The 24,953-nt window shown below is 51.3% G+C and carries 23 protein-coding genes; 19 read left to right on the forward strand and 4 right to left on the reverse strand.

The features are described from left to right. The first annotated feature begins 10 nt into the window (after window positions 1-10). From JT719_RS08415 to JT719_RS08440, 6 genes are all read left to right on the forward strand, one after another. Window positions 11-520 (forward strand): GNAT family N-acetyltransferase, encoded by a 510-nt coding sequence (locus JT719_RS08415; protein ID WP_207432403.1) that lies wholly within the window; start codon window positions 11-13, stop codon window positions 518-520. 89 nt (window positions 521-609) lie between these two features. Further along, window positions 610-1,239: an RNA polymerase sigma factor SigZ gene (gene sigZ, locus JT719_RS08420; RefSeq protein ID WP_207432405.1), complete on the forward strand. Its 630-nt coding sequence runs from the start codon at window positions 610-612 to the stop codon at window positions 1,237-1,239. Between the two features lie 273 nt (window positions 1,240-1,512). Further along, entirely contained in the window at window positions 1,513-2,163 is a 651-nt protein-coding gene (locus JT719_RS08425) for a flavin reductase family protein (protein WP_207432407.1), read from the forward strand. Between the two features lie 104 nt (window positions 2,164-2,267). Further along, entirely contained in the window at window positions 2,268-3,842 is a 1,575-nt protein-coding gene (locus JT719_RS08430) for an NAD(P)/FAD-dependent oxidoreductase (protein WP_207432409.1), read from the forward strand. A gap of 13 nt (window positions 3,843-3,855) precedes the next feature. Next, window positions 3,856-5,394 carry a hypothetical protein gene (locus JT719_RS08435; RefSeq protein WP_207432411.1) on the forward strand — a complete coding sequence of 513 codons (1,539 nt, stop codon included), beginning with the start codon at window positions 3,856-3,858 and terminating at the stop codon, window positions 5,392-5,394. Window positions 5,395-5,422: 28 nt separating this feature from the next. Beyond that, a complete protein-coding gene (locus tag JT719_RS08440; protein ID WP_207432413.1) occupies window positions 5,423-6,949 on the forward strand; it encodes a hypothetical protein in 1,527 nt (508 codons plus the stop codon). A 28-nt stretch (window positions 6,950-6,977) separates the two neighbouring features. On the opposite strand, the gene JT719_RS08445 is transcribed toward JT719_RS08440, so the two are convergent. The 3 genes from JT719_RS08445 to JT719_RS08455 all read right to left on the reverse strand — a co-directional run bounded on the left by JT719_RS08445 (window position 6,978) and on the right by JT719_RS08455 (window position 12,379). Continuing rightward, window positions 6,978-9,077, reverse strand: a complete 2,100-nt coding sequence (locus tag JT719_RS08445; RefSeq protein ID WP_207432415.1) for a ComEA family DNA-binding protein — start codon at window positions 9,075-9,077, stop codon at window positions 6,978-6,980. Continuing rightward, window positions 9,074-9,913 (reverse strand): PorV/PorQ family protein, encoded by an 840-nt coding sequence (locus tag JT719_RS08450; protein WP_207432417.1) that lies wholly within the window; start codon window positions 9,911-9,913, stop codon window positions 9,074-9,076. Before JT719_RS08450 ends, JT719_RS08445 begins: the two co-directional genes overlap by 4 nt. A 159-nt stretch (window positions 9,914-10,072) precedes the next feature. Next, window positions 10,073-12,379, reverse strand: coding sequence for a S46 family peptidase (locus JT719_RS08455; RefSeq protein WP_242693106.1), 2,307 nt, complete (start codon window positions 12,377-12,379; stop codon window positions 10,073-10,075). A 65-nt stretch (window positions 12,380-12,444) separates the two neighbouring features. Here JT719_RS08455 and yidD point away from each other — a divergent pair, with 65 nt between their 5' ends. From yidD to JT719_RS08490, 7 genes are all read left to right on the forward strand, one after another. Beyond that, complete coding sequence (gene yidD / locus JT719_RS08460; protein ID WP_207432419.1) at window positions 12,445-12,675, forward strand: membrane protein insertion efficiency factor YidD; 231 nt, start codon at window positions 12,445-12,447, stop codon at window positions 12,673-12,675. A 182-nt stretch (window positions 12,676-12,857) separates the two neighbouring features. Further along, entirely contained in the window at window positions 12,858-13,601 is a 744-nt protein-coding gene (locus JT719_RS08465; protein WP_207432421.1) for a DUF4184 family protein, read from the forward strand. After that, a complete protein-coding gene (locus tag JT719_RS08470; protein ID WP_207432423.1) occupies window positions 13,598-14,035 on the forward strand; it encodes a nucleoside deaminase in 438 nt (145 codons plus the stop codon). The genes JT719_RS08465 and JT719_RS08470 overlap by 4 nt, the downstream gene beginning before the upstream one ends. Window positions 14,036-14,158: 123 nt before the next feature. Continuing rightward, window positions 14,159-14,713 (forward strand): metal-dependent hydrolase, encoded by a 555-nt coding sequence (locus JT719_RS08475; protein ID WP_207432425.1) that lies wholly within the window; start codon window positions 14,159-14,161, stop codon window positions 14,711-14,713. Window positions 14,714-14,745: 32 nt separating this feature from the next. Next, window positions 14,746-15,351: a tetratricopeptide repeat protein gene (locus JT719_RS08480; RefSeq protein WP_207432427.1), complete on the forward strand. Its 606-nt coding sequence runs from the start codon at window positions 14,746-14,748 to the stop codon at window positions 15,349-15,351. 215 nt (window positions 15,352-15,566) lie between these two features. After that, window positions 15,567-16,148 carry a peptide-methionine (R)-S-oxide reductase MsrB gene (gene msrB, locus JT719_RS08485; protein WP_207432429.1) on the forward strand — a complete coding sequence of 194 codons (582 nt, stop codon included), beginning with the start codon at window positions 15,567-15,569 and terminating at the stop codon, window positions 16,146-16,148. A gap of 202 nt (window positions 16,149-16,350) precedes the next feature. After that, the gene (locus JT719_RS08490) at window positions 16,351-17,181 is read left to right on the forward strand and encodes a hypothetical protein (protein WP_207432431.1); all 831 of its coding nucleotides are present in this window, start codon (window positions 16,351-16,353) and stop codon (window positions 17,179-17,181) included. Between the two features lie 109 nt (window positions 17,182-17,290). Here JT719_RS08490 and lgt read toward each other — a convergent pair whose 3' ends face one another. Then, the gene (gene lgt, locus JT719_RS08495) at window positions 17,291-18,121 is read right to left on the reverse strand and encodes a prolipoprotein diacylglyceryl transferase (protein ID WP_207432434.1); all 831 of its coding nucleotides are present in this window, start codon (window positions 18,119-18,121) and stop codon (window positions 17,291-17,293) included. A 197-nt stretch (window positions 18,122-18,318) separates the two neighbouring features. Between lgt and JT719_RS08500 the strand changes: the two genes are divergently transcribed. From JT719_RS08500 to JT719_RS08525, 6 genes are all read left to right on the forward strand, one after another. Beyond that, a complete protein-coding gene (locus tag JT719_RS08500) occupies window positions 18,319-19,332 on the forward strand; it encodes an NAD(P)/FAD-dependent oxidoreductase (RefSeq protein ID WP_207432436.1) in 1,014 nt (337 codons plus the stop codon). Between the two features lie 3 nt (window positions 19,333-19,335). Beyond that, the gene (locus JT719_RS08505; RefSeq protein ID WP_207432438.1) at window positions 19,336-19,662 is read left to right on the forward strand and encodes a 2Fe-2S iron-sulfur cluster-binding protein; all 327 of its coding nucleotides are present in this window, start codon (window positions 19,336-19,338) and stop codon (window positions 19,660-19,662) included. A gap of 330 nt (window positions 19,663-19,992) precedes the next feature. Further along, a complete protein-coding gene (locus JT719_RS08510; RefSeq protein ID WP_207432440.1) occupies window positions 19,993-20,499 on the forward strand; it encodes an LVIVD repeat-containing protein in 507 nt (168 codons plus the stop codon). A gap of 4 nt (window positions 20,500-20,503) precedes the next feature. Further along, window positions 20,504-21,259, forward strand: a complete 756-nt coding sequence (locus JT719_RS08515; RefSeq protein ID WP_207432442.1) for an LVIVD repeat-containing protein — start codon at window positions 20,504-20,506, stop codon at window positions 21,257-21,259. Window positions 21,260-21,278: 19 nt separating this feature from the next. Then, window positions 21,279-21,968 carry a hypothetical protein gene (locus tag JT719_RS08520; RefSeq protein ID WP_207432444.1) on the forward strand — a complete coding sequence of 230 codons (690 nt, stop codon included), beginning with the start codon at window positions 21,279-21,281 and terminating at the stop codon, window positions 21,966-21,968. 384 nt (window positions 21,969-22,352) lie between these two features. Next, a complete protein-coding gene (locus JT719_RS08525; protein ID WP_207432446.1) occupies window positions 22,353-24,893 on the forward strand; it encodes a TonB-dependent receptor in 2,541 nt (846 codons plus the stop codon). Window positions 24,894-24,953 lie beyond the last annotated feature (60 nt).

Below are 24,953 nucleotides of genomic sequence, written 5' to 3' on the forward strand. Positions count from 1 at the left end.
TGCAACTTCCATGGAAACGATCACCACCATCTCGGTAGAGCCTTTACAGGCTAAGTTTTACCCTACAGTAAGGGAGATTTATGAACAAGGAATAGAGAGCCAGAATGCCACCCTGGAAACCAATGCCCCTGACTGGGAAAAATGGGATGCCGGCCACCTTTCTCACAGCAGGTTGGTAGCCCTTTCGCCCCAAGGACAAGTGGCGGGGTGGGCTGCCTTGAGTCCGGTCTCGGGCAGATGCGTGTACGGCGGAGTAGCCGAGGTGAGCATCTATCTGGATGAAACCTTCCGGGGAAAAGGCATCGGGCAGATGCTGCTCCAACACCTCATCACGGCATCAGAAGAGAATGGCATCTGGACACTGCAAGCGAGCATCATGAAGGAGAATGAGGCAAGCATTGCGCTACATGTAAAGTGCGGATTCAGGGTAGTTGGTTTGCGGGAAAAGCTGGGAAAACTAAACGGCCACTGGCGGGACATTTACCTGTTAGAACGCAGAAGCCAAGTAGTAGGAAATTAATGTAAATTAGTCAGACGTTTGGGAGGTAATTTCCTAAAACAAAGTCCAAAACGGCAAACCTTTACTATCCTTATGCAATTCAAAACCTTATGCAATTCAAAACACCCTCCTGTACTCATACCTCTAACTCCTACAACGCTGGACCGGTGCCTGATCCCTGCGCGGCAGTAGGTCCGGTGTTCCTTACCTACCAGGAGGCTTTGCAGGGCTTCATCAGGAAGCGGGTGCCAAACCAAGCCGATGCCGAGGATCTGGCCCATCTAGTCTTGCTGAAGGTACATCGGCACTGCGAAACGTTACCGCAAGTCAGGAACGTGCGGGCCTGGCTGTATGAAATTACCCGGCATGTAGTGCATGATTTCAACAGGGCCCGGCAGCGCGAAACTTTTTTACCCGATGACACAGATATACCAGCTGCCGCAACAGAAGAGAGCCCGGTACAGGAACTGGCCGATTGTGTGCTTCCGCTGCTGAAACTGATTCCCGAGGCCTACGCAGAGCCCCTTCGGTTGAGCGATCTGGAAGGTGTGCCGCAGCAGGAAATCGCACGCAGATTAGGGCTTTCGCTCTCCGGGGCAAAATCCCGCATCCAACGAGGCCGGGAAAAGCTGAAAGCCGTCTTTGCGGAATGTTGTCACCTGGAACTTGACCGACAAGGTCGCCTCATAAGTGCCGAGATCAGGCCAGATTGCGGGGCTCTCCAGGAGTGCTTACCCTAGACTTCTTGTTTTGCCGTTTCGGGGCTGTTTTGGTAAAAACAGCCCCGAAACGGCTCTTTTTATTGTGCAAAGTCTAATTCGTCGTTTCGTATAGCTTATCGGCACAACACTAAAAACGAGGCCCTCTGCCCTTGAAATCGTTATTCGCCTCTTTTTAGAAATAGGGGCTAAATTCCTCAAGAAAACGAGTAAGATTAGGTGCTGTTCTGATTTCTTTTTATCTTACTATCCCTTTAGAGGGCGTTGTTGTCTCCATGCTAATCCCCTTCTCCCATGACAGACACCCAATTTTCAACCGCCGATATCATCCAGATGGAGCAGCCCTTTCGGGCTAATTTCATCACTTCCCTTTCCGGCTTCAAAAGCATCTGTCTGGTTGGCACCACAGATCCCAAAGGCCGAACCAATCTGGGGCTATACTCTCAGGTATTCCATGTGGGTGCCAATCCGCCGCTGATTGGGATATTGGTGCGACCAGATACAGTGGTGCGGGATACGTTGAACAACATCATCAAAACCGGTCATTTTACCCTTAACCACGTTCGGCCGGAGTTCTACCAGGCAGCGCATCACGCCAGCGCCCACCATACCCAGTCAGAGTTTGAGCTCTGCGGATTTACGCCTCAGTTCTCAGACTTGCACCCGGCGCCTTATGTGCAGGAGGCCTCCATTAAGCTGGGTTTGAAACTGGTACAGCGCACCTATATTAAATTGAACGGGACCATTCTGGTGATTGGGGAGATAGTGGAAGCACTGGTACCGGAAGAATGCCTGCAGGAAGACGGGTATGTAGACCTTGAAAAAGCCCAAAGCATGACCGTTTCAGGGTTAGACAGTTACCATGTGACCCATCGGCTCAACCGGTTACCAACCCCCGAGGCAGACTCTTCCTTTATCGTTTCCACTGAGTCAATGCTTTCTTAAAAGCGTTAGAACTATTCAAATCGCATAACCAGCCTTCCCCTTGTAAGATAGCCTTCGGAGAACCGCTTTCTCCTGTTATCTTTGAATAGTTTATTTGTTTGTGTATGTCCTCTCCCTCCACCGCTCTGATTATTGGAGCTGGTCCGGCCGGTTTAACGGCCGCTTATGAATTGCTGCAACAGACCCAAATACATCCGTACGTGGTAGAAGCCACAGATCGGATTGGGGGCATTTCGGCCACCATCAATTACAAGGGCAACCGCATGGATATTGGAGGGCATCGCTTCTTCTCCAAGTCTGACCGGGTGATGGATTGGTGGCTTTCTATTCTGCCGCTGCAACTGGAACCGGGACAAACCATAGGCGAACTTAACTACCAAGGGAAAAGCCGCTCCATCCCCACTGTTTCGGCTTCTGATAAATCCTTAGGCGACAATGTGATGTTGCTCCGCCAGCGGAAGTCCCGCATTTTTTTCCGGAGAAAGTTCTTTGATTACCCCCTGTCCTTTTCTCTGGGAACGTTTTCTCAGTTAGGGATTGGTTGGTCCGTAAAAGCGGTGATGAGCTACCTGAAACAGGTGGTGCAGCCTATCAAAGAGGAGAAAAATCTGGAGGAGTTTTTCATCAACAGATTTGGCGAACACTTGTATTTAACCTTTTTCAAAGCGTACACTGAGAAAGTATGGGGCGTGCCCTGCAAGGAAATTAGTGCTGAATGGGGTGCCCAGCGCATCAAGACTCTTTCCATTACCCAAGCCATCAAGCACTTTCTGCGGCAACAGTTTTCATCCTCTTCTACTGATTTTACCCAGAAAACAACCCAAACCTCACTCATTGAGCAGTTTCTATACCCCAAATTAGGTCCGGGGCACTTGTGGGAAGTAGTAACCCGCAAAGTACAGGACCAAGGCGCTGAGGTTCATATGCAGCAGAAGGTGGTAAAGCTGGAGTTGAGCAATAACCGCATTGTATCTGCCACTGTCCAGAATGATATAACCGGTACTACTTACCAGTTGAACCCGGAGTACGTGATTTCCACCATGCCCATCCGGAATCTGATCTGTGCCTTGGGCGAAGTGGTGCCAGCTGATATTCGTGCAATTGCGGAGAAGCTTCCCTACCGCAACTTCATTTCCGTGGGATTGCTGCTGCACAAACTGGCCATCCAAACCGATGACAATCCTCTTATACAGGACAACTGGATTTATATCCAGGAACCTGATGTCCTGGCGGGAAGACTCCAACTGTTCAATAATTGGAGCCCTTACCTGGTCACAGATCCTGATAAAGTGTGGCTTGGTGTAGAATACTTCTGCCAGGAAGAAGATGAATTATGGCAAATGTCTGAAGCGGAGTTACAGCAATTAGCTGTCAAAGAACTGCAAAAGCTGGGCATTATCTCTGCTGACCAAGTCATTGACGGTACCGTAGTGAAGATGCCTAAGGCATATCCGGCTTACTTCGGTTCCTATGACGAGTTCCCTAAGGTTCAAGCCTTTTTAGACGGGATAGAGAACCTGTTCCTGATAGGCCGGAACGGCATGCACAAATACAACAACCAGGACCACTCCATGCTGACCGCCATGCTGGCTGTTGAAAACATAGCCCAAGGGCGTACAGATAAATCAACTATTTGGGAAGTGAACACCGAGCAAGAGTATCATGAACAGTCTGAATAAGCCCAATAAGTTCATGATACTTTTTCAACGCGATAGTTCCTTCGCACTCTTTTTCACATTGCTTTATGCCCTGTTGCTTGCCTGGGCAATGGGGTTTCATGAGCTATGGTTTGACGAAACCGAACCTTGGCTTCTGGGACTCTATAGTAATTCGTACGCTGATCTTCTACAAAATAAACGATTTGAGGGGCACCCTAACCTGTGGTACAGCATCCTGTTTGTCATCACAAAGTTTACTCACAACCTAAAGGCACTTCAAATTACCCAGGCTGTTTTCGCGATAACATTTGTTTACCTTTTCCTTCGGTTTGCTCCATTCTCCAAGGCTCTTCGGTTAATGTTCTGTTTCGGGTACTATGGCCTTTTTGAATACGGAATCATTAGCAGGCTTTACGCAATTGAACTGGCCACCGTGTTTTTGGTTTGTGCCTTATACCCCAAGCGCTTCTCCCATTGGTATCTATATATCCTATTGTTGGGGATACTTGCTCAGACGAACTTGTTTGGTTTCTTTATGGCCGGTGTATTGGGATTGTTGCTATTTTCAGAAGCCTTCAGAATCTGGAGACAATCTCCGCACTGGGTACCGGTCTCCGCGGTTCACAAAACCATCGGATTGCTTATTTGGGCGGCATGTTGCCTTTACTCATTTTTGAGTATGGTGCGCCCTAATGAAACCCAAGGATCACTGTTCTCCTTTTTCCATCCCTATTACTTCTACCAGGCTATAGCCCGTATTTGGCAGGCTTTTGCTCCTGTCCCCAATTTCATTACTGAGTTTTGGAACACTTCCTTTCTAAGAATCAGTGTTGAGATACCTCTCTCCGCTCTACTGGTTATTCTTCTTTACGCGGTGTTTCACAGAATCTCGCGGCTATTGATTGCTCTGCTTCTCTTATTCAGTGCTATGCTCTTTCTATTTTTCCTCAAGATGGAAGGCAGTATGCGGCACCACGGCCATTTCTTTACTTTCACCATAGTGCTGCTTTGGCTTAGAACTTTCTATGAACAAAGCCCCAAACAAAAGAGGAACCCGGGCTGGATCAATATCACACTTTTTGCCTCTCTTTACATCTTTGGCTTTTTACAAATTGTTGCTGGAATGTACGCGTTGTATACAGATTGGGAATCCCCCTTCTATACAGGAAAAGAAGTAGCTCAATACCTGAAATCATTGCCTACCAGTTACAAATTTGCGACGGATGAAGGGGTAATTTCTTCTAACGTGATTGCCTATTTAGGATATCCATTAGTTAATCTCACCACTGGAAATCTAAAAAGCTTTTATACTCTTGACTCAAGCGAAAATCACTACCTGCATCCAAACCTTCTATTTGACAGGGCTAGTAAACTGGCGCATGAAAAAAATAGTCCTGTTGTATTAATCAGTAGATCTGATTTACCTTATCAGCTGTCACCTATCCCTGTTGAGTTCCTGAGATGTTTCGGCAGAAACTCTATCACCGGTTTTACAATTTTTACTTACAAGATCAACCCACTCCCTATTTCAAAAAAGTACATGGTAGCCGAACACCCGGCAATCGGCAAGTAGCAGGTTTCTTTCTATTTTGAGCATCCAGATGAAGCAATATCAAAAGTCCCTGCTCCTAGCCAACTTCTTTGCTCCGCTTTTCACACTGGTATATGCCCTTCTACTGGCAAGGCTCATGCCCTATCATGAGCTTTGGTTTGATGAAACGGAGCCGTGGCTTCTGGCTCTCTACAGCGACTCCTATAGTGAGTTGCTGTACAACAAACGGTTTGAAGGGCATCCCAACCTGTGGTACAGCTTACTCTTTGCTGTTACCAGGTTTACCCAAAATCTACAGGCGCTACAGATCTGTCAGTTTAGCTTTGCCGTGGGGTTTGTTTTTGTTTTCCTGCGGTACGCACCGTTTCACTGGCTTCTGCGGTTACTTTTCTGTTTCGGGTACTACGGGCTGTTTGAATACGGGCTAATCAGCCGATTGTACGCCCTGGAACTACTCACCACCTTTCTAATCTGCGCCTTTTATCCTAAGCGGTGTTCCAATTGGTTCTTGTATATCCTGCTGTTGGTGCTGAATGCTCAGACCCATCTCTTTGGTTTATTCTTCTCCGGAGTGCTAGGCCTGTTGCTCTTCTCAGAGGCTTTTGGTGTATGGAAAGGCGCTTCGTCACAATCAGAAATTGCTCCTATGAAGAAATGGTTGGGATTTTTCTTTTGGACCGCCGGTTGCTTATTTTCAATTTGGAGTATCGCCCGGCCGGCCGAGATGGGGCAGGTAATGGTCAACCTCAGGGCAGTGACCAGACCCTGGCAGGCTTTCTTTCCCATCCCTCATTTCTTCGTGGATTTCTGGAACTCTTATATCCTTACTCCCACCATAGCAGGCCATGCACTGGAGGCACTTTTTTCTGGGGTCATAATCCTGTTTACCCTGCATTGCTTCAAAGCCGAAAAACGCCTCTTTTTCCCATTTCTGGCCTTAATCGTTCTGCTGTCTCTGTTTTTTGCTTTTAAGTACATGGGCAGCCTGCGCCACTTTGGGCATTATTTCACCTTTACAGTTGCTTTTACCTGGCTCCTGTCTTATTACCAGGGGTACTCACAAAGAATACAACAGTCTTATCAACGTTTGCAAAAGCTCCTGTTTCTGGCGGTGCTCATCCAGTTTGGGGTGGGAATCTACGCCGTTGCTATGGAGGTGAACTACTCTTTCCATCCTGCCAAGAAAACTGCGGCCTACTTAAAAGAGAAAGTACCAGCTTCAGATCTGATCGTCGTGGAAGACGATATACTTCTCTCTGCGGTGGTGGCCTATTACGGGAAGCCGATTATTTACTTGCCCAGATTATCGCCCAGCACGTTCTTTCAGCCCGATAGTCCCGAAGAAAACGAACTGACACCTTTTCAGACGTTGAAATGGGCGAAGGCACTGGCGCAAAAAGAGCAAAGGCGAATTATGTTATTGTCTTCGCAGAAAATTGATTTAGGCTGGTACCCGTACCCAGTAAAGCTTGTCGCCCGGTTTGACGAAGCCAGTATCACGCCTAATTACTTCTACCTGTACCAAGTTGATCCCGCCTCTTTTCCGCAGCTGGACTTTGTAGCGGGCTCCCCCTGAAACGATTTCTCATGAGCCTGTTCTAAGCCTACTTTCCAGAAAACACCTTAAAACGATATCGCGCCTGCACACGCACATCGGTTCTTTGGGTGCCTTGAATCTGCTCCAGCCCCGAGCTGACCGTGTCTTGCCCCCGGTAGTGGGTGAGGCTCAGTTTAAACCAAATATCCAGGTGCCGACCCAATTGTTGCTGAAGCAGCAGGTACACATGGGTGCCGCGCCCCGTGAACACCGGTATGGAGAACGCATACAGCACATCCTGCTCGGGCACATAGAGGCGCGTCTCGTAATCATCGGTGTCAAAGAGTGCGTAGCGGGCGCTGATGCGGGTTCCCTTATGTTCCCAACTGATATCCTGCGCCGCGAAGAACCCGGTACGGGCGGGACCATTCTGCCGGAAGCGGCTGGCCTGCACTCTGGACCGCAGCCTGAGTGAGGGCAGCGGACTTACATCCAACAGCAGTAAATACCGGTGCGCATGGGTGTCGGTTACCTGCCGAAGCGCCTCTCCTTCTACGGTTTCGTTCCGGGACTTGCGCTCGTATTGGTATTGGCCGTAGAGCAGCGTGGTTTTGGAGGGCATGAACTGAAGGCGCAACATATACCCTTCTCCATCTGACGGAGCATCAACCCGGTACCGGAGCCACGGAAACGAAAACCGATCATAGTACCCCGTGAGTTGCCACCGGTTGCTCAGCTTCAGTTTAACGCCGGTGTACAAACCACTCTCGTTCTGGTTTCGGCTGCCCTCGCCAAAGGCCGCCCCGTACAGCGTCTGGAAATCGCGGGCGTAGTATCGGTACAGCAACGCCACCTCCACCTTCTCCGACAAACTCGCCAGTACTCCGTTCACCGTTCCCAGACCTCCATTTCCTGAGCGGGCAGTCTCCCCAAAAAAGTTGAAGTTCTGCCACAGGTAACTGTACTGCAGCCCTACAGCCGTGTTCTGCCTTCCGCTGAACGTAAAACGGTTATATGGCTCGGGCTTTTGCTGCAATGCCGTACTGTAGGAAGTGTGCAAAGCCGTGAGGCCAAGACTAAAGGTTTGCATTGGGTTTCGGTACGTGACATTGCCGCCCAGCACCTGCTCCCGCGCCCGTTGTCGGTTGGCCAGCTCAGTAGGCGTCCGGTGAAGGCCTGAGGTTTGCAAGCCACCTAAAGTAAAAACCGTGCTGTCTTCGGGTAGGGCATCTCCCGCAGAAGCATCCACCCTCCTGCTGGAAAGGAAGAGCGTTGTCTCCAGTTGCCTCCAGCGGTGGGTAGCCGCTATGCCCCGAAAGAAATTGGTTTCCAAGGTAGACGTGTGCGGCCTGATGCCCAACTGACTCCGCCGAACAGTGGTGATGGTTTCGCTTCCTTTGCCCACACTCAAGCCGCTGGAGAGCAACAAGCCTTGCCCGAATTGCAACTGGTAATCACCCAGGGCAATGGTCTTGAAGGCTCCCCGATCATAGAGTTGGGCATGCGCCGAAAGAAAATCAAAGCCGTAAAGCCGCTGGCCAGGGTTCCACGTGAAGGACTCACCGGCGTCCTTCTCGGCGGTAATCCCGAAACTGAAATCGCGGGGATGGCTTAGCCGGTAGCGGAGCAGGTATTTATCCGGGGAGCCCCGGTAGCGCGTAGTAGATCTTCCCTCCGGCGGCGTGTAGCCGCGGCGTTCCTGCAGCGTACGGTCATATCTGAATAACAACGTGTGAGTATCGGCGGCTTTCAGGCGTTCTTTCCAGGTGCGCTGGCCCATCTGCCCTAGCGCCTGCACGGTCACAAAGGGCAATAATCTTCGGATGGTCAGCAAATCAAAACCGGGGATAGCTTGCAGTTCATATAGGCTGAGTAACCGGCCGTTGTCCTGGATGTGCTGCAACAGTGCCGAGATCTGCCCTTCTGAGAGTAACCAAAGCCCTCGGAGTTCCTCACGGGAGGCGCGGTTCAAATCCAAGGGCTGGCGATAGTACTGGAGCAGCGTTTCGTAGAGGTCTTCGTAAGCCACGGGGTTCTCATCGTCTTGCTGGGCGAAGAGTTCCTGCACCAACAGTTCCACATCCACGGCCGGGCGCGGCAGGTCCTGGGCGCACGTCACCTGTTTCAGGCCTAAAATCAGGAAAAGAAGCCCGAAACAGATTCTCATGGCTGCGGCTCCTTCTTCAGTTGGTACCCCACCGATAAGTAATTGCTGATGCCTAATTGATGTTGCGCTCCCAAGGCATAGGCCACCTGGAACTGCTTGAATTTGACGTCTACCCCGGCCGTACCGGCTCGGGTACCGGTATTGAACCCGGTCCGGAGCCCAAGCGCCGGAAGCAAGCGATATTCAAGGCCGCCTTTCACCGCCACGGGGTACTCCAGCTCCTTCTCGGCTTCCAGCACCAATAGCACCTTGGTAGCGGCCTGATAACTCAACCCAAGCTTCATGACGGTGGGCACGCGTTCGTCCTCAAACTCGGCGAGTTTGGCTTGGTTCAGGTTGTAAATGTGCGCCCCGAAGGAAAGCTTGGGCAAGAGATCGGACTGGATGCCCATGCTCACCGCCACGGCCTTGCGGCTGCCCCACTCCTGCACCCGCACTTGCAGAAGATCGGCCTTCAGGCCTAACCTGACTACGCCCAATTGATGCGCAAATCCAATCCCGAGCCGCTGTTCATTATACAACTCACCTCCGAAACGCTGTACGTCTATGCCTATGGTCCCAAACCGTTGAGTGGGGTATACCGCCAGCAGCCCTACGGTGGTAAGTTCTTTCAGGGAGAAGCGGTTGTGCGCGTAGGCACCCAATTCCAGTGGCTTTGAAGCGGCCATGCCCGCCGGATTGTTGCTCAACGCCCACACATCTGACAAGGTCACAGCAGAGCCGCCCAAGCTGACGGCCCGCGCACCTACCTCGGCATTGTTGATTTGCCCCTGTGCGCAGAGAGGGACACCTAAATACAAGAAAAGCAGAACAATACACCGTAGAAAATGCTGCATAGGCATGAAGGATTAGGGGTTTTCCCTCTACGCACAATCACTCAAAATGCTACACCATCTTTCTTTAGGAATATACCTTAAAATCTAAGGCACAAAAAAACGCCCGGAGATTTTCCGGGCGTTTTGGGTCAATTTTTCAGAAAAGAGGCTTGAAACAGCTTAGCTTTTTTGTTTCTTGGTTTCTTTCTTGATTTTGGTTTCGTTGCCTTTCTTCTTGATTTTGATCTCTGAATCGGCGGTCTCAATTTCCATTTTGCCGTCCATCTTCACATCGTTCAAAGACGGGTTGAAAGTCGTGTTCGGGTTACCGTTGTCTACCAGGGTCATCTCGTTCACCAGGTGACCGGCACCGGCCAGTTTATCAATCACGAAGAGCACGTACTTGATGTCTACGTTGATGCAGCGCTTGTACTCGGGGTCAAACACCAGGTCGCCGGTCATCGCTTCCCAGTTGCCGTCAAAGGCCAACCCGATCAACTCACCACGGCCGTTGATCACCGGCGAACCAGAGTTACCACCCGTGATGTCGTTGTTGGTGATGAAGGCCACGCGCAACTCACCGTTCTGGCCATAGCGGCCGTAGTCTTTCTTGTTGTACAGCTCGATCAGTTTAGCCGGCACGATGAACTCTGGGTTGGTTGGGTCTTCTTTCTCGGCTATGCCTTGCAGCGTGGTGTAGTACTTGTACTCTACGCCGTCTCTTGGCTCATAGTCCTTCACGGTTCCGTAGGTCAGGCGCAGGGTAGAGTTCGCGTCTGGGTAGAATACTTTGTTCGGGTGCATTTCGCGCAGACCGGCTACGTACAGACGGTTGGCACGGCCTAAAGCAGCGTTGTACTCGTTCAGTTTGGGCAGGATATTGTCCTGGTAGTTAGTTTGTACGGCACGCATGAACTTGAACGCTGGGTCTGTTTCCAGGGCCTTTAACGTAGGATTGGCCAAAAACGCATTAGCCTTCGCTTCAGAAGAAAGCAGGGATTTGCTGTACACATCAGCGGCCCACTTCTTGAAGTCACCTTTGTAGGTAGACGTCAGGTCTTTGAAGATGTCAGCGTGCTGGGCTTTGGGCACATCGTTGAAGTACATCTGCATCAGCTCAGCGAAGATCTTTTGGTCAGAGGACGGCACGTAGCTGGCGTAGAACTCCTTGTTCATGTCTTTGTAAGCCGTTACCAATTCTTGCAGCTTGGCTTTGTCTGCGTTGCCGGCCTTGAGCAGGTTGTACAGCGGCGTGTACTGGTAGGCGTGCGCGATCAGCTGCGGCGCCAAAGCGGCCTCGGTGCGGTAGATAGCCGACAGGTTGTAGGTGCGCTGTCCGGCGTAAGAGGCATTGATGTCTGCTAAGGCAGAGCCGTACAGGGCTTTGCGGTTGGCATCGGCAGTGGCCCAGGCCTGGAAGGCTTTCTCCTCGGCGGCTTTCTTGTCCAGCGTTTTCATGCGCTTGATGCCTGCGTTCTGCCCGATGTAGTATTTGTAGTAGTTGCTGATGCTGGCGTAGTTGGAAGCCAGTTTCAGACGATCGGCGGGAGAAGCATCCATGGCTTCTTTCATCAAAGCAAGGCGGCGCTCACGCAGTTTGATACGGGCCGGGTTAGACTGCTCCACGGCCATGCTCAAACCAGAACCGGCCATGAAACGCGTGGTACGGCCCGGGAACCCGAACACCATGGAGAAATCACCTTCTTTCACGGGGCTCATAGACACCGGCAGGTGGTGCTTAGGACGGTACGGCACGTTTTTCTCAGAGTAAGCGGCGGGCTTTCCGTCTGGGCTCATGTATACCCGGAACATAGAGAAGTCACCGGTGTGGCGCGGCCACATCCAGTTATCAGTATCGCCCCCGAATTTCCCGATGCTTTCCGGCGGGGTTCCCACCAGACGCACATCAGAGAAGCGCTCGTACACGAACATATAGAACTCGTTGCCATTGAAGAAATCGCGCACGTAGGCCACGTACTGGCCGTTGTTCTTGGCGGCATCGGCCAACGCTTTGGAACGCTCGGCTACCAATTTGGTACGCTCCTGCTCCGGCGTCTGCGGGGTGATGCCCTGCAATACCTGGCCGGTCACGTCTTCCATGCGCACCAGAATGTCTACGAACAGGCCTTCGTTTTTCTTTTCCTGCTCGCGGGTCATGGCCCACCAGCCGTTCTTCAGGATGTCGTCCTGCGGCGTGGAGTTGTTGGCGATGGCATCGTAACCGCAGTGGTGGTTGGTGAGCAACAGACCTTCTTTGGAGATGAACTCGCCGGTACAGAAGCCGCCAAACTGCACAATGGCGTCTTTCAGGCTGGCGTTGTTCACGTTGTAAATTTCCTCAGCGGTAAGCTGCAGGCCCTGTTTCTGCATATCTACGTGGTTGAGGCGCTTCACCAGCAGCGGCAACCACATCCCCTCATCGGCGCGGGCGTTGAGCGACAAGCCCAGGCAGCCGGCAAGGAGTATACTATAAACTTTTTTAAGCATAACGTGTGTTAGTTAGAAACCGCAAAGGTAAGGATTTGTGGCTTTTTTTCCCGAACTAGCACGAAATGCAGGCAATCAATTGGCTTTTCAGGCACCTTTTCTTAGGCATTGTGTGGGTGTACCGCTACATGATCTCGCCGCTTACGCCCGGCAGTTGCCGCTATACGCCCACCTGCTCGGCCTACGCGCACCAGGCCATTATGAAGTACGGTCCGTTCAAAGGCGGCTGGATGGCTTTAAAGCGGATTGGGCGGTGCCATCCCTGGGGCGGACACGGGTATGATCCGGTGCCGTAGATGTTTCGTAGGAACGTGGGAAGAAGGATTAAAGATTTTGCCCTGTTTTCCTGAAATCAGGCCGAAATCGTAAATAAACTTTCAGTTCCTTCCCAATCCTACATCAAAACCGCCGGACAGTTGAAAACCTGGTGTACCATTTTGCGCCGCTTTCCCGTTAAGAGGACTTAAGCCACATCCCCATGCCGTTCACCTTTTCGCATCCGGCCATCATTCTGCCCCTGATCAAAATTCCCCAGCGCTGGCGCTCGGCCACCGGGCTCATTGTGGGCAGCATGGCCCCCGATTTTGAGAAGTTCATCCGGATGAGTTTGCATGACCCGCACAGCCATACCTGGCAGGGCATTTTCTACTTCAACCTGCCCATGGGCATTCTGCTGTGCTTCGTCTTCCATTTGATTGTGCGCGATGCCCTCATAGACCACCTGCCCGCTTTCCTGCGACAGCGGTTCAACCGGTACAAGCGGTTCAACTGGAAAGCGTATTTCAAGCGGCACTACGGCGTGATCCTGCTGTCTTTGCTGGTGGGCATTGTCTCGCACCTGGGCTGGGACTCTTTCACGCACAGCGATGGTTTGGGCGTGCGGCTGTTCCCGTTTCTGCTGCAAGACGTACTGCCCGAGCCGTTTACCCGGCCATTGTACTCCCTGCTGCAACAGGTCTTGTCTGCGTTGGGCGGTTACATTATGGTGCTTTTCATTTTCATGCTGCCCAAAGAGAAGAAAGAGCCGGAACCCAGGAGTATTCTGGGCTACTGGGTGCTATGGACGGTGCTGGTGGTGATAGTGGTGGCGCTGTGGTTTGTGGCCGGCGGCAAACACAACCGATACTACATTTTCATAGCGGCTATCTCAGCGGGGTTGCTAAGTTTGATTATTCTTCCGTATTTGTTCAGGATCAAGGAAACCATCAGACTTAAAACATGAACGAATTTCTGCAAGCTGCGCTGGAGGAAGCCCGCAAAGGCTACGAAGAAGGAGGCATTCCCATCGGCTCAGTGCTGGTACACAACGGCAAGATCATCGGCCGCGGCCACAACAAACGCGTACAGGACGGTAGCGCCATTCTGCACGGCGAGATGGATGCCCTGGAGAACGCCGGTCGGTTGCCCGCCTCGGTGTACCGCGAGTGCACCATCTACACTACCCTATCGCCTTGCTCTATGTGCTCCGGCACCATTCTGCTGTACGGCATCCCCAAAGTGGTGGTGGGCGAAAACAAATCCTTCATGGGCGAAGAGGAGCTGCTGCGCTCCCGCGGCGTAGACGTGACCGTGGAAGACAGCCAAGAGTGCTACGAGCTCATGCAGCAGTTCATCCGGGAGAAACCCGAGGTTTGGAACGAAGACATAGGCGTGTAATCCCTCAGCTACATTTCAGGCCTGATTTTCTGATTTCAAGCCGAAAACCAATAGATTCCTTCAGGCAGCTTATAGTGTTATAGGCTGCCTTTCTTTCTGCCCATTTATTCAAGAAACTGAGACATGGCATCTGCCTTTGCCCATGCCCTGATGGCGGTGGCCATCGGGAAACGATACACCCAACCGGAAAACAAAACAAAGCTGTTTCTGCTGGGCGCGTTCTGCTCCATCTTCCCGGATGCCGATGTGGTCATGTTCAAATTCGGGATTCCGTACCAGCACTTTCTGGGGCACCGGGGCTTTTCCCACTCGCTGGTGTTCGCGCTGCTGCTGGGCATTGTGATGACCATTCTCTTTTACCGCCGCACTCCGTTGTTCAGTTCCCGAGGCTTGATACTGGTGAGTTTCTTCTTTCTGTGCACCGCCTCCCACATTCTGCTGGATGCCCTCACCAACGGCGGCCTGGGCGTAGGCGTCTTCTCCCCCTTTGACAACACCCGCTACTTCCTGCCCTGGCGACCTATCCAGGTATCACCCATCGGGGCGGGGCGGTTCTTCAGCGAGAAAGGTTTGGCGGTGATCAAAAGCGAATTGGTGTGGGTGGGGCTGCCGTGTTTGGTTTGGTTTCTGGCGTTGAAGATTTTCGGAAAATCAAATAGAAAACAGACTTCTGTTTAGCTCCCTATGTAAGCTAATGTAAAAGCAAACCTATGAAAGTCAGAGACCTATTCTCAAATGCAGACACAAAAGTATTTGTCGTGTTGGATTCAGAAAAGGAAGATGAATTAGAATGGATTATTGAACCCACCACTTACGAACTTCTACCAGAAGAAGAGAATATCTACTTTGTAAAAGCCAAACAAGTCTTTTCAAACAGGACAGCAGACTGCTTCATTGGTATTATGACACCTGAGCGATTAGCCGAAACGGTTATCAAAAAAGACATAGACGGAAAGGTAGTTGCTGAAAGTATTGATGAGCAGGAAAACTCGGTCATTCCGGCCGTTGCCTCAGACTGTTTTGGCGTTTATACTTTATTCTATGCAAAGGAAAACCCTCAAATAGGAGTTGATATCCTTAAGGAAGGCCTTGATAAAGCGACAAACAGAAATGTAGTTGCGGAAGACCTTGGATATATTTTAAGGGATGAGAACAGAGAAGAAGAGGCAATTGAAGCATTCAAGAAAAGTGAAGAATTTGGGCCTTCTTCTGAATACGTTTACCTGGAATTGTCAAGGCTGTACAAAAGGATAGGACAGAGAGGGAAACAAGTAGAGTATGAACTAAAGTTTAAAGACAGCGGCGGAATATATTGAAAGAAAAAAGCTTCATTTATATATACCTCCTTCACGTCTAACAGCATTTAACCATTAAAAGGTATCCATAAAATTCCGGTTGCTTTTTGCTCGTTTAAAAGAAAACAGCCCTGAAACCTAAATCCGGTTATCCGCCAATAGACGTACGTTTTGACCTAAACTTTCCTGTGATCCGCCTTGTTTCAAAGCAGCACCTATCTCTTAAAACTAACCCCATGAAACGCCTTTTCTACCTATATGTCTTGGTTCTGTTCCCTCTCCTTAGCTGCCAAAGCGGTCCGGAGCAAAAGCAGAGACCGCAACACGCTGCTACAGCAGTAGCAGCACACCAGCCAGTCTCTTCAGATCCGCAGCATTCCAACAACCCGTACTATTCCCGCAGCGATACCACCAGACTCAACGTCTCAGACGCGGAATGGAAAAAGGTGCTGTCGCCGGAGTTGTACCAGGTGGCCCGCAAGAAAGCCACGGAACGGGCCTTCACCGGCAAACTCTGGAACTACACGGGCCGGGGCACCTATTACTGCGCCGCCTGCGGGAATAAGCTGTTCGCCTCAGATGCCAAGTTCGCGAGCGACTGTGGCTGGCCCAGCTTTTTTGAGACCTTCCGGAAAACGGCCGTGAAATATGAGGAAGACCACTCGTACGGCATGGAGCGCATTGAAGTGCTATGCGGCCGCTGCGATGCCCACTTGGGCCACTTGTTCGATGACGGCCCCGCCCCCACCTACAAGCGCTACTGCATGAACTCCGTCTCACTGGACTTTGTGCCCAACGCCGGTTTACAGGTCAACTAAGTTTTCACAGACAATTTTTGGAAAGGCTTTGCCACGGAAAACGGGCAGAGCCTTTCTGTTTTCGGGCCTGTTACCGGAAAGCAGCCCCAAAACGAATCGGGTTACTTCTTCTTAAAAAGTTTAACCCGCGCGGAAGTGCTTCGTTATAAGGGATCGATTTTGCCGCTTTTCAAGGCTTTGTTTCACGTAATCCCCCATTTAAATGAAGCGAATCAGTGCTTTTGCTTTTCTTACGCTCCCTTTAACCTTTCTGCTCAGCGGCTTCCAACCGGTGTACGCGCCGGCCGGCGAGCTGATCCACCTGGCCAAACTGCCCGATGCTATCAACGAAAGCTCGGGCCTGGAACTGGCCGATACCCCCAACACCTACTGGACCCACAATGATGCCGGCAACGCCCCGGTGCTCTACCAGATAAACGAGAAAGGCAAACTGCTGAAGCAGGTCACCATCAGCGGCGCCACCAACACCGATTGGGAAGACCTGGCCAAAGACAACGCGGGCAACCTGTACATCGGTGACACGGGCAACAACAGCAACAAACGCAAAGACCTCAAAATCTACAAAGTGGCCCTGAACAAAGGGCTGAAGGCGCAGGAAATCAAATTCACCTACGAAGACCTGCCCGCCGGCAAAATAGCCAAGGAAGGACGGAACTTCGATTGCGAGGCGTTCTTCTGGCACAGCGGTAAACTGTACCTGATCTCCAAAGACCGCGGCGCCTCCCGCACCGCCAAGCTGTATTCCTTACCAGACGATGCCGGCACGCACACCGCCCGCCTGGTCTCCAAAAAGGAACTGCCCGGCATGGTCACCTCTGCCGACCTGAGCCCCGACGGGCGCCATATGGCGGTTTTGACGTACGGCAAAGTGCACCTTTACCCGGTAGCCAAAGGCTCTACTCAGTTCTTCGCGCAGAAACCCCGGATTCTGGATCTGCCCCGCAGCGGTCAGGCCGAGGCCGTTCTGTTCAAAGACAACCGTACTTTGATTCTCTCCAACGAGGAAGGCAACCTGTTTAAATACACCTTGTAAGAACTTCCTCCCGGATATTCATCTACATAAAAAACGGAGAGGGCCAGCAGGTATGTCTGCTGGCCCTCTCCGTTTTAAGGCTATTTTCTGGAAAAGAAGCGTAAAACCGCTATACTTTCACCGGTCGGCTGGGTTGCTTGGGTTGTTTCATGGCGTAGAAAAGCACGGCAATGCCCACCAGCACCAATGGAATGCTCAGCCACTGCCCCATGTTCAGCGGAAGGGCATTCTCAAACTCTTCCTGGTTTTCTTTCAGGAACTCCACCAGGAAACGGAACGAGAACAGCAGTGTCACAAACAGCCCGAACAGCAGTCCGCGTACTTGCCCGGCGCCGCGCTTCCAGAGAAAGTACAGCAGCACGAACAGGAAAATACAGAAAAGGCTTTCGTAGAGCTGCGTGGGGTGGCGCGGAAGTTCATAAGCCGGCACTCCGTTGAACAACTCGCCGTTCCGCACAAACTTAAACGCCCACGGCACATCGGTAGGGCGGCCAATAATTTCTGAGTTCATCAAATTCCCTAACCGGATACAGGCCCCGCCCAGGGCGGTCACAATCACAATGCGGTCCAGCACCCATAGGTAATCGAACTTGTATTTGCGGCAGAACATGTAAAGCGCCAGCAGAATACCAATGGTACCGCCGTGGCTGGCCAGCCCGCCTTCCCAGATCTTGAAAATCTCAATGGGGTTAGACAGGTAATGCACCGGGTCATAGAACAGGCAGTGGCCCAAGCGGGCACCAATCACCGTTCCAATGATCATGTACATGGTGAGGATGTCTACGTCTTCATCGGTGCGGCCGTCTTTGCGGTAGATGTACTTCTCAATGGGCTGGGTGAGCACAAAGGCAAGGGCAAACAGCAGGCCGTACCAACGCACGGTCACCGGACCCAGGGAAAAAATATCGGGAGAAACATCCCAGGTGATGAAGTTCAGCATGTAAAATCTGGTTAGTGGGGCTAAAATTACAATTTAATCTATGAGCAGCAAGAATCAGTTCTGCTTCTGAGGAAACACTTTACCCGAAAATGATGTTACTTTGTGGGCGCAAACCCAAAAGTGAAACGTTTGCGCCAGACCAATATTGGCAGTAGCAGGAACCGCCTCTTATTGCCGCTTTAGACACAATACCTTATATGTCAACTGTAACTACTGATATCTGTATCATCGGCGCCGGTCCGGTGGGGCTCTTCGCGGTATTTGAAGCGGGCCTTCTTAAAATGAAGTGCCACGTGGTAGATGCCCTGCCTCAGGTTGGCGGCCAGCTTTCCGAGATTTACCCAAAAAAACCCATCTATGACATTCCGGGTTTCCCTTCCATTCTGGCTGGTGACCTGATCAAGAATCAGATGGAGCAAATTGCCCCTTTCCACCCTACCTTTACCTTAGGTGAGCGTGTGGAGGATCTGGAGAAACTGGAGGATGGCTCTTTCCGTCTGGTGACGTCAGAAAACACCGAGATCTTCTGCAAAGTGGTAGTGATTGCCGGTGGTCTGGGTTCCTTTGAGCCCCGTAAACCCGCCATTGAGAACCTGGCCAACTTTGAAGGCGGCAAAGGTGTAAACTACATGATTCTGGACCCCGAGCACTTCCGCGACAAGCGCGTGGTGCTGGCCGGCGGCGGGGACTCTGCCCTGGACTGGGCCATTTACTTAGCCGATGTGGCCAAAGAACTGACCCTGGTGCACCGCGGTACTACCTTCAGAGGCGCGCCTGAATCTGCCGCTAAAGTGACCAGCCTGGCCGAGGAAGGCCACATGCGTCTGCTTCTGAAATCTAACGTAACCGAAGTACACGGTAACGGCAAACTAGACGCGGTAACCATCTTGCCAGACGGTTCAGAGTCTTACCAGATTGAAACCGATTACTTCATTCCGCTTTTCGGGTTGGTGCCTAAGTTGGGTCCATTGGAGAACTGGGGACTTGAGCTGGAGAAATCTGCCATTGTGGTGAACACCGTAGACTACAGCACCAACATCCCGGGCATCTACGCCATTGGCGACATCAACACGTACCCAGGCAAACTGAAGCTGATCCTGTGCGGTTACCATGAAGCGGCCCTGATGGCGCAGAGTGCGTACTCCATCATCAACCCAGACAAGAAATTCGTTTTGAAATACACTACCGTAAACGGAGTGCCAACCCTTTAAGCCATGCAAGAAGACATCACCGTTTACGTAGAAACTCCCTCGGGAGAGCGTATTTCCGTACCCGCTCCTACTGACATGGGCCTGAGTTTGATGGAAGTGCTGAAGGCCAGTGAATTCAACGTTCAGGCTACCTGCGGCGGCATGGCGCTTTGTGCCACCTGCCACATCCAGTTGGTGGAAGCCCCTGAGCTGCCCGAGCCCTCTGATGACGAGTTGTACACGCTGGAGAACTTACCTAACCCTACCAGCACCAGCCGTCTTTCCTGCCAAATAAAAGTCACCCCTGAGCTGGACGGCACCGTACTGCGCGTGATGGCCGATTTTGAATAGACCTTCTTGCTCTAGCATAGTATTAAATCCCGGTAATTACTTCTTTCAGTAGCTACCGGGATTTTTGTTTTCCGGCCTGTTTCCTGAAAACAAGCCGGAAACCTCTACCCTCTGTCTGGTTGTGTAAAAATTTTTTCTTTTCCCCGTAGGGGTGAAAGGATGTATGCTTGTCTTAGAGACAGCCCTAGTTATTCTCTTTTCAGAACCCTTTCAATTCCAGGCTCAACCGCAGGGCGTACGTGCCTCAGATTATGTTTTCGTTAATTCCCTGAGGCACTTCTCTTTTTCTTTATATTACCCAGAATACCAACGCTTTCTGATTGGCTGCTTATGAAGAAAAACCTATACCTGTGCTTCCTTCTGTTTGTATTGGCAGGTTTAACATCTTGCCCCGGCCCAGAGCCCGATGAGTTCTCCTCCTACCAACCGGTACTTATGAGCCGGCAGCAATTGGAAACGTCGGTGAAGCACCAGGCCGCCCGGCCCATTTCTAACCCCGGTAAGTTGTACCAGTATGGCTCCTACATTTTCATCAATGAGCGGTACAAGGGTATCCACATCATCCAGAACCAGGATCCTGCCTCACCCCAGAATATCGGTTTCATACAAGTACCCGGCAACGTTGATTTTGCGGTGAGGGGCGATGTTTTGTACGTGGACAATGCCGTTGACTTGGTGGCAATTGATATCCATGACCTGCCGCAAATCACCGTTACCAAGCGGATCCCTAACACTTTCCCGGCTTTACCAGCTCCGGATAATTGGGGAAGCGAGATAAACCTGAAGGGTATTCCCAAAGATGCGGTCATTGTAGGGTGGGAGATCAAAAGAAAGTAAGGCTATGAGAAAAGGACTTCAACAATTATGCTTTGCGGCAGCTCTGGTCTGGCTTTTGGTTTCCTGCAGCGATGACGCCAGCCTGTCTGCCGTCAATCAGCCCACTACCGGGAAAGGGGGCTCCATGGCCAGATTTACCGTAAGCGGTGATTTTCTGTACACGGTAGATGATGCCAATCTGCACCTCTTTGACATCAGCTCGCCCGCCAATCCCATAAAGACTAAGGATGTAAGCCTGGGGGTGGGCGTGGAAACCATCTTCCCGTTTCAGGATAAACTTTTCATAGGCACCCAAACCGGCATGCACATTCTCAGCATTCAGAATCCGCAGGCGCCGCAGCAGATTTCTACTTATGAACACGTGGCCAGCTGTGATCCCGTGGTCACCGATGGCCGCTATGCCTACGTGACCGTCAGTTCTGGTACCAATTGCCAGCGGGGTGTCAATGAATTGCATATCCTGGACCTTCAGAACTTAACGGCTCCTACCCTGCTGAAACGGTACCAGATGACCAACCCCAAAGGGCTGGGAATAGACGGTAATCTTCTTTTTGTCTGTGACAACGGCCTTAAAGTATTTGATGCCTCTAACGTGACAGCACTGGCGCAGAAACATCATTTCCCTATCAATGCCTATGACGTGATCCCCGGCAATGGTCATCTGCTGGTCATCGGGACGGATGGTTTCTACCAGTACAGGTACAACGGGCAAGACGTCAGCCTGTTGAGTAAAATTGAGGTGCAACCTGCCAAAGAATAGCCTGTTGATGCCTCTCCTAATGCCTTCCAGAACGTTGCCGATGGTACTATGGGCCGCGCTGTTGCTGGTGTCCTTTCCGGCTCTGGCGCAATTCAATAAGTATCAGAATGGTTGGTTTGTGCTCAGGGTGAGCCCGCAGCACCTCTTGCTGAGTGGCCTGCACCTGGACGTTGAAAAGCAGCTGAAGCAAGCCGGTACGCAAAGCCTGCTGTTCTCCCCAAGGGTGTATTGGGGCACCACCCGGTTTGTGGACAATTTCACCGTCCGCCAGGAACAACCCGAAGACAAATCAAGGGTGAAAGGCTTCGGGGCTGAACTACAGCACCGCCTCTACTCCACCGACCTGATAGACCTGTATGACCACAACTTTTACTTTGGGTACGGCGTGAACTTCCACCGCTTCGGCATCCGGTTCAGGAAAGAAGGCTGGGGCGAAGAACTGGGAGAAGACGGCCTTTATTACTATCGGTTAGGACCTGACCGCCCGTTCAAGGAAGTGGTGAACCGATTGGGGGCCGTCTTATACCTGGGCCTTCAGGAACGGTTCCTCTCAGACCGCCTGTTGGTTGACTTACACCTGGCAATGGGTTATACCCATAGTTCTGGTTCATCCAGCTACCCCAGTCTCCGGTATAACAGAAACATGCTGGACTATGGGTACACCGGCTTCTACCTGTACCCCGGCGTCAAATTGGGAGTAGTGCTTTGAGGCCATCCTTTCGTTTTCCCTCTGTTTTCTTAAAACGGGCTAAAAATGGAATGTGGATAGCGTAAGCGCCTATCTCGGAAATCACTTCTCAGCCACTCTGCCGTTTGAGCTAAATTTGGCAAAACTAGGCTCAAAATGCCCTTCTTTGCTCCTGAACCAGGCACTTGCCCTTCAATCTCGGTTAAAAAGCACAGCCCACTTTGTTAAAGTTTTGTTAAAAGCCGCCTTTTTCTGGATTAGCCTGTAATAAACCATCCCCTAGGTGTACTAATGCCACAACTGATGAGAAAAGGAATACCACGGGTGAGCCTTTTGCCGGCCTAGCTTACCTTTGCCCCTTTTCTGCAATCAGCAAAACACTGCACTTACTCTTTATAAACCCTTATGAGAAAACTTCTGCTCTTAACCTTGTTAAGCTGCGCCACCTCTGCCCCACTTTGGGCACAGAACCCAGTTAATCCTCCACGTCCGCAAGCGGGTCCTGCCGGGGCCGCTCCTGCCGCCCAGGTTCCGCAGGGAGCCGGCAGAATTACCGGTACTGTGGTAGACTCTGAAACTTCTAAGCCGGTAGAGTACGCCACTATTGCTTTGATCAATGCTGCCAACGGCAAAACCGTAGACGGAACCGTAACCGATGACAAAGGCCGTTTCACCCTGGCTCGCGTGTCAAACGGTACCTACACCCTCAACATCAGCTTCATTGGTTACGAAACCAAGGAACTGAAACAAATCACCATCTCGGCCGCTGACCAAAGCGCCAACCTGAACAGAATAGGCCTGAGCCCGGCCCAGACCAAACTGCAGGAAGTGACTGTGGTGGGCGAAAAACCTCTGATTGAAGACAAGGTAGACCGCCTGGTGTACAACGCTGAGAAAGACATCACCAACACCGGGGGTACCGCCGCCGATGTGATGCAGAAAGTACCTTCCGTGGCCCTGGACCAGGACGGCAACATCCAGCTGCGCGGTTCTTCCAACGTACGGGTTCTCATCAACGGAAAACCATCCACAGTGATGGCCGGCAGCGTAGCCGATGCCTTGAAGCAAATTCCCGCCGATGTGATCAAAAACGTGGAGGTGATCACCAGCCCCTCGGCCAAGTATGACGCCGAAGGAACCGCCGGTATTGTGAACATCGTCACGAAGAAAAATGCCCTGCAAGGTGTAACTGGTTCTGTGAGCTTGACCGGAGGTACACGCGCCAGCAACGGCAACGCCAACGTAAGCATGAAGCAAGGCAAATTGGGCGTGAACCTGAATGCGGGCGTGAACCGCTTCTACAGCAAAGGCGGCATGAACCTGGCCCAGATGAACCAATCAGAAGTCTCTATTGGAGATCCGGCAGTAGTTAAGAGATATGAGAACAATACGTATCAGGTAGGTACCAGCACCGTAGACGGTATGTTTGGTTTTGGTCAGTTAGGCCTAGACTATGACATCAATGAGAAAAATACCCTTTCTGCCGGAATTAGGGTAAACACCGGAGAATTCAAGATGCGTTCTCACCAATCTGCCACCGTTTACCAGGCAGACCAGAATGAGGCTAAAACTGGTTTCCTCGCTCCCAGGTTAACAGATGAATACAACCTGTCCATGAAGAACAACAACAATCGGTTGAGCATGGACCTGAACCTGGATTTTACGCATCAGTTCAAAAAACCACAGCAGGAACTCACATTGTTGGCCCTCTACAGCCAAACCGATCAGGACAACGAAGTAAACCAAAGCCGGTACGAAATTGAGGGGCCGTTACGGTCTACCACCATCAATGAGAACGAAGGCCTAAACAAAGAGCTTACCTTCCAGGCCGATTATGCGCACCCACTGCCTAAAAATACCCTGCTGGAAGTTGGGGCCAAAGGCATTCTGCGCGATGTTTCCAGCTCTTCTTTGTATGATGGCAGAGACCTGAACGGCGACTTCTCCTATGACCAGAACGTGATTGCGTCTTATCTGTCTTACGGTTTCAACCTGAACAAAAAGACGGCCCTGAAATTTGGCGGACGCTATGAGTACACCGATGTAGCCGGTGACTTCGCCAACCCGGCGCAAGACTTCACCACCAACTATGACAACTTCATCCCGAACATCACCCTGGCCTATGACCTAACGCAGAACAGCAAACTGCGCACTACGTTCACCCAGCGTATCCAAAGACCGCAGTTGTTCTTCCTGAACCCATACCGTCAGCAGCAGGGACCAAACCTGGTAGTGTATGGTAACCCCAGATTGGATGCTGAGTTAACTGATTCCTATGAACTGAACTACAGCACCTTTTTCAAGACTACTTCCATCAACGTGTCTGCCTACATGCGCGTGACAGATAATGCGATTGAGTCAGTTTCTGAAGTGCTGCGCGATACCACTTTTGTGACGTTCAACAACATCGCCAAAAACAAGACGTACGGTATGACTTTGTCAGGCTCTACTAAACCCATCCCGGCCTGGAACATCAACGGAAACGTGAACCTGTACTACGTGACCCTGAACTCCCCGACCGCCTCAAACGAGGGCCTGATGTACAACATTAACGTTAGTTCAGGATACAACTTCGGGAAAGGCGTGAGTGCCCAGTTCTCTGGCGGGTTCAACTCCTCAAGAGTACAGTTACAAGGTACGGCGTCTTCTTTCTCTTACCACAATCTGGCCATCCGGAAAGAATTGTTTGAGAAAAAGGGCGCGCTTAGCTTAGGGATGGATAACCCGTTCAGACGAGCGCTGCGATTTGAAAACGAACTGGCTGGCGAAAACCAAACCAACCGTCTGCCTTTCCGCACCCATACCCTGGTTACCCAGTACAACCGTGGTTTCCGGTTAACGTTTGAGTACCGCTTCGGGAAGATGCAGCAGCAAGGCCCGCCTAAGCGCAAGAAATCTATCCGCAACGATGACGCCAAACAAGGCGACGGCGGCGGAGTTCAATAACCAAACCCCACCTTATAAAAAAGAGCGATGTCAGCAATGGCATCGCTCTTTTTTATACCC

This window comes from Sabulibacter ruber, from assembly GCF_017355955.1.
GTDB classification, from domain to species: Bacteria; Bacteroidota; Bacteroidia; order Cytophagales; family Hymenobacteraceae; genus Nibribacter; species Nibribacter ruber_A.

Excerpts from the sequence above, each read along its gene's own strand:
- JT719_RS08415 (WP_207432403.1), top strand. The coding sequence starts at position 11 with ATGGAAACGATCACCACCATCTCGGTAGAGCCTTTACAGGCTAAGTTT.
- sigZ (WP_207432405.1), top strand. The coding sequence starts at position 610 with ATGCAATTCAAAACACCCTCCTGTACTCATACCTCTAACTCCTACAAC.
- JT719_RS08425 (WP_207432407.1), top strand. The coding sequence starts at position 1,513 with ATGACAGACACCCAATTTTCAACCGCCGATATCATCCAGATGGAGCAG.
- JT719_RS08430 (WP_207432409.1), top strand. The coding sequence starts at position 2,268 with ATGTCCTCTCCCTCCACCGCTCTGATTATTGGAGCTGGTCCGGCCGGT.
- JT719_RS08435 (WP_207432411.1), top strand. The coding sequence starts at position 3,856 with ATGATACTTTTTCAACGCGATAGTTCCTTCGCACTCTTTTTCACATTG.
- JT719_RS08440 (WP_207432413.1), top strand. The coding sequence starts at position 5,423 with ATGAAGCAATATCAAAAGTCCCTGCTCCTAGCCAACTTCTTTGCTCCG.
- JT719_RS08445 (WP_207432415.1), bottom strand. The coding sequence starts at position 9,077 with ATGAGAATCTGTTTCGGGCTTCTTTTCCTGATTTTAGGCCTGAAACAG.
- JT719_RS08450 (WP_207432417.1), bottom strand. The coding sequence starts at position 9,913 with ATGCAGCATTTTCTACGGTGTATTGTTCTGCTTTTCTTGTATTTAGGT.
- JT719_RS08455 (WP_242693106.1), bottom strand. The coding sequence starts at position 12,379 with ATGCTTAAAAAAGTTTATAGTATACTCCTTGCCGGCTGCCTGGGCTTG.
- yidD (WP_207432419.1), top strand. The coding sequence starts at position 12,445 with ATGCAGGCAATCAATTGGCTTTTCAGGCACCTTTTCTTAGGCATTGTG.
- JT719_RS08465 (WP_207432421.1), top strand. The coding sequence starts at position 12,858 with ATGCCGTTCACCTTTTCGCATCCGGCCATCATTCTGCCCCTGATCAAA.
- JT719_RS08470 (WP_207432423.1), top strand. The coding sequence starts at position 13,598 with ATGAACGAATTTCTGCAAGCTGCGCTGGAGGAAGCCCGCAAAGGCTAC.
- JT719_RS08475 (WP_207432425.1), top strand. The coding sequence starts at position 14,159 with ATGGCATCTGCCTTTGCCCATGCCCTGATGGCGGTGGCCATCGGGAAA.
- JT719_RS08480 (WP_207432427.1), top strand. The coding sequence starts at position 14,746 with ATGAAAGTCAGAGACCTATTCTCAAATGCAGACACAAAAGTATTTGTC.
- msrB (WP_207432429.1), top strand. The coding sequence starts at position 15,567 with ATGAAACGCCTTTTCTACCTATATGTCTTGGTTCTGTTCCCTCTCCTT.
- JT719_RS08490 (WP_207432431.1), top strand. The coding sequence starts at position 16,351 with ATGAAGCGAATCAGTGCTTTTGCTTTTCTTACGCTCCCTTTAACCTTT.
- lgt (WP_207432434.1), bottom strand. The coding sequence starts at position 18,121 with ATGCTGAACTTCATCACCTGGGATGTTTCTCCCGATATTTTTTCCCTG.
- JT719_RS08500 (WP_207432436.1), top strand. The coding sequence starts at position 18,319 with ATGTCAACTGTAACTACTGATATCTGTATCATCGGCGCCGGTCCGGTG.
- JT719_RS08505 (WP_207432438.1), top strand. The coding sequence starts at position 19,336 with ATGCAAGAAGACATCACCGTTTACGTAGAAACTCCCTCGGGAGAGCGT.
- JT719_RS08510 (WP_207432440.1), top strand. The coding sequence starts at position 19,993 with ATGAAGAAAAACCTATACCTGTGCTTCCTTCTGTTTGTATTGGCAGGT.
- JT719_RS08515 (WP_207432442.1), top strand. The coding sequence starts at position 20,504 with ATGAGAAAAGGACTTCAACAATTATGCTTTGCGGCAGCTCTGGTCTGG.
- JT719_RS08520 (WP_207432444.1), top strand. The coding sequence starts at position 21,279 with ATGCCTTCCAGAACGTTGCCGATGGTACTATGGGCCGCGCTGTTGCTG.
- JT719_RS08525 (WP_207432446.1), top strand. The coding sequence starts at position 22,353 with ATGAGAAAACTTCTGCTCTTAACCTTGTTAAGCTGCGCCACCTCTGCC.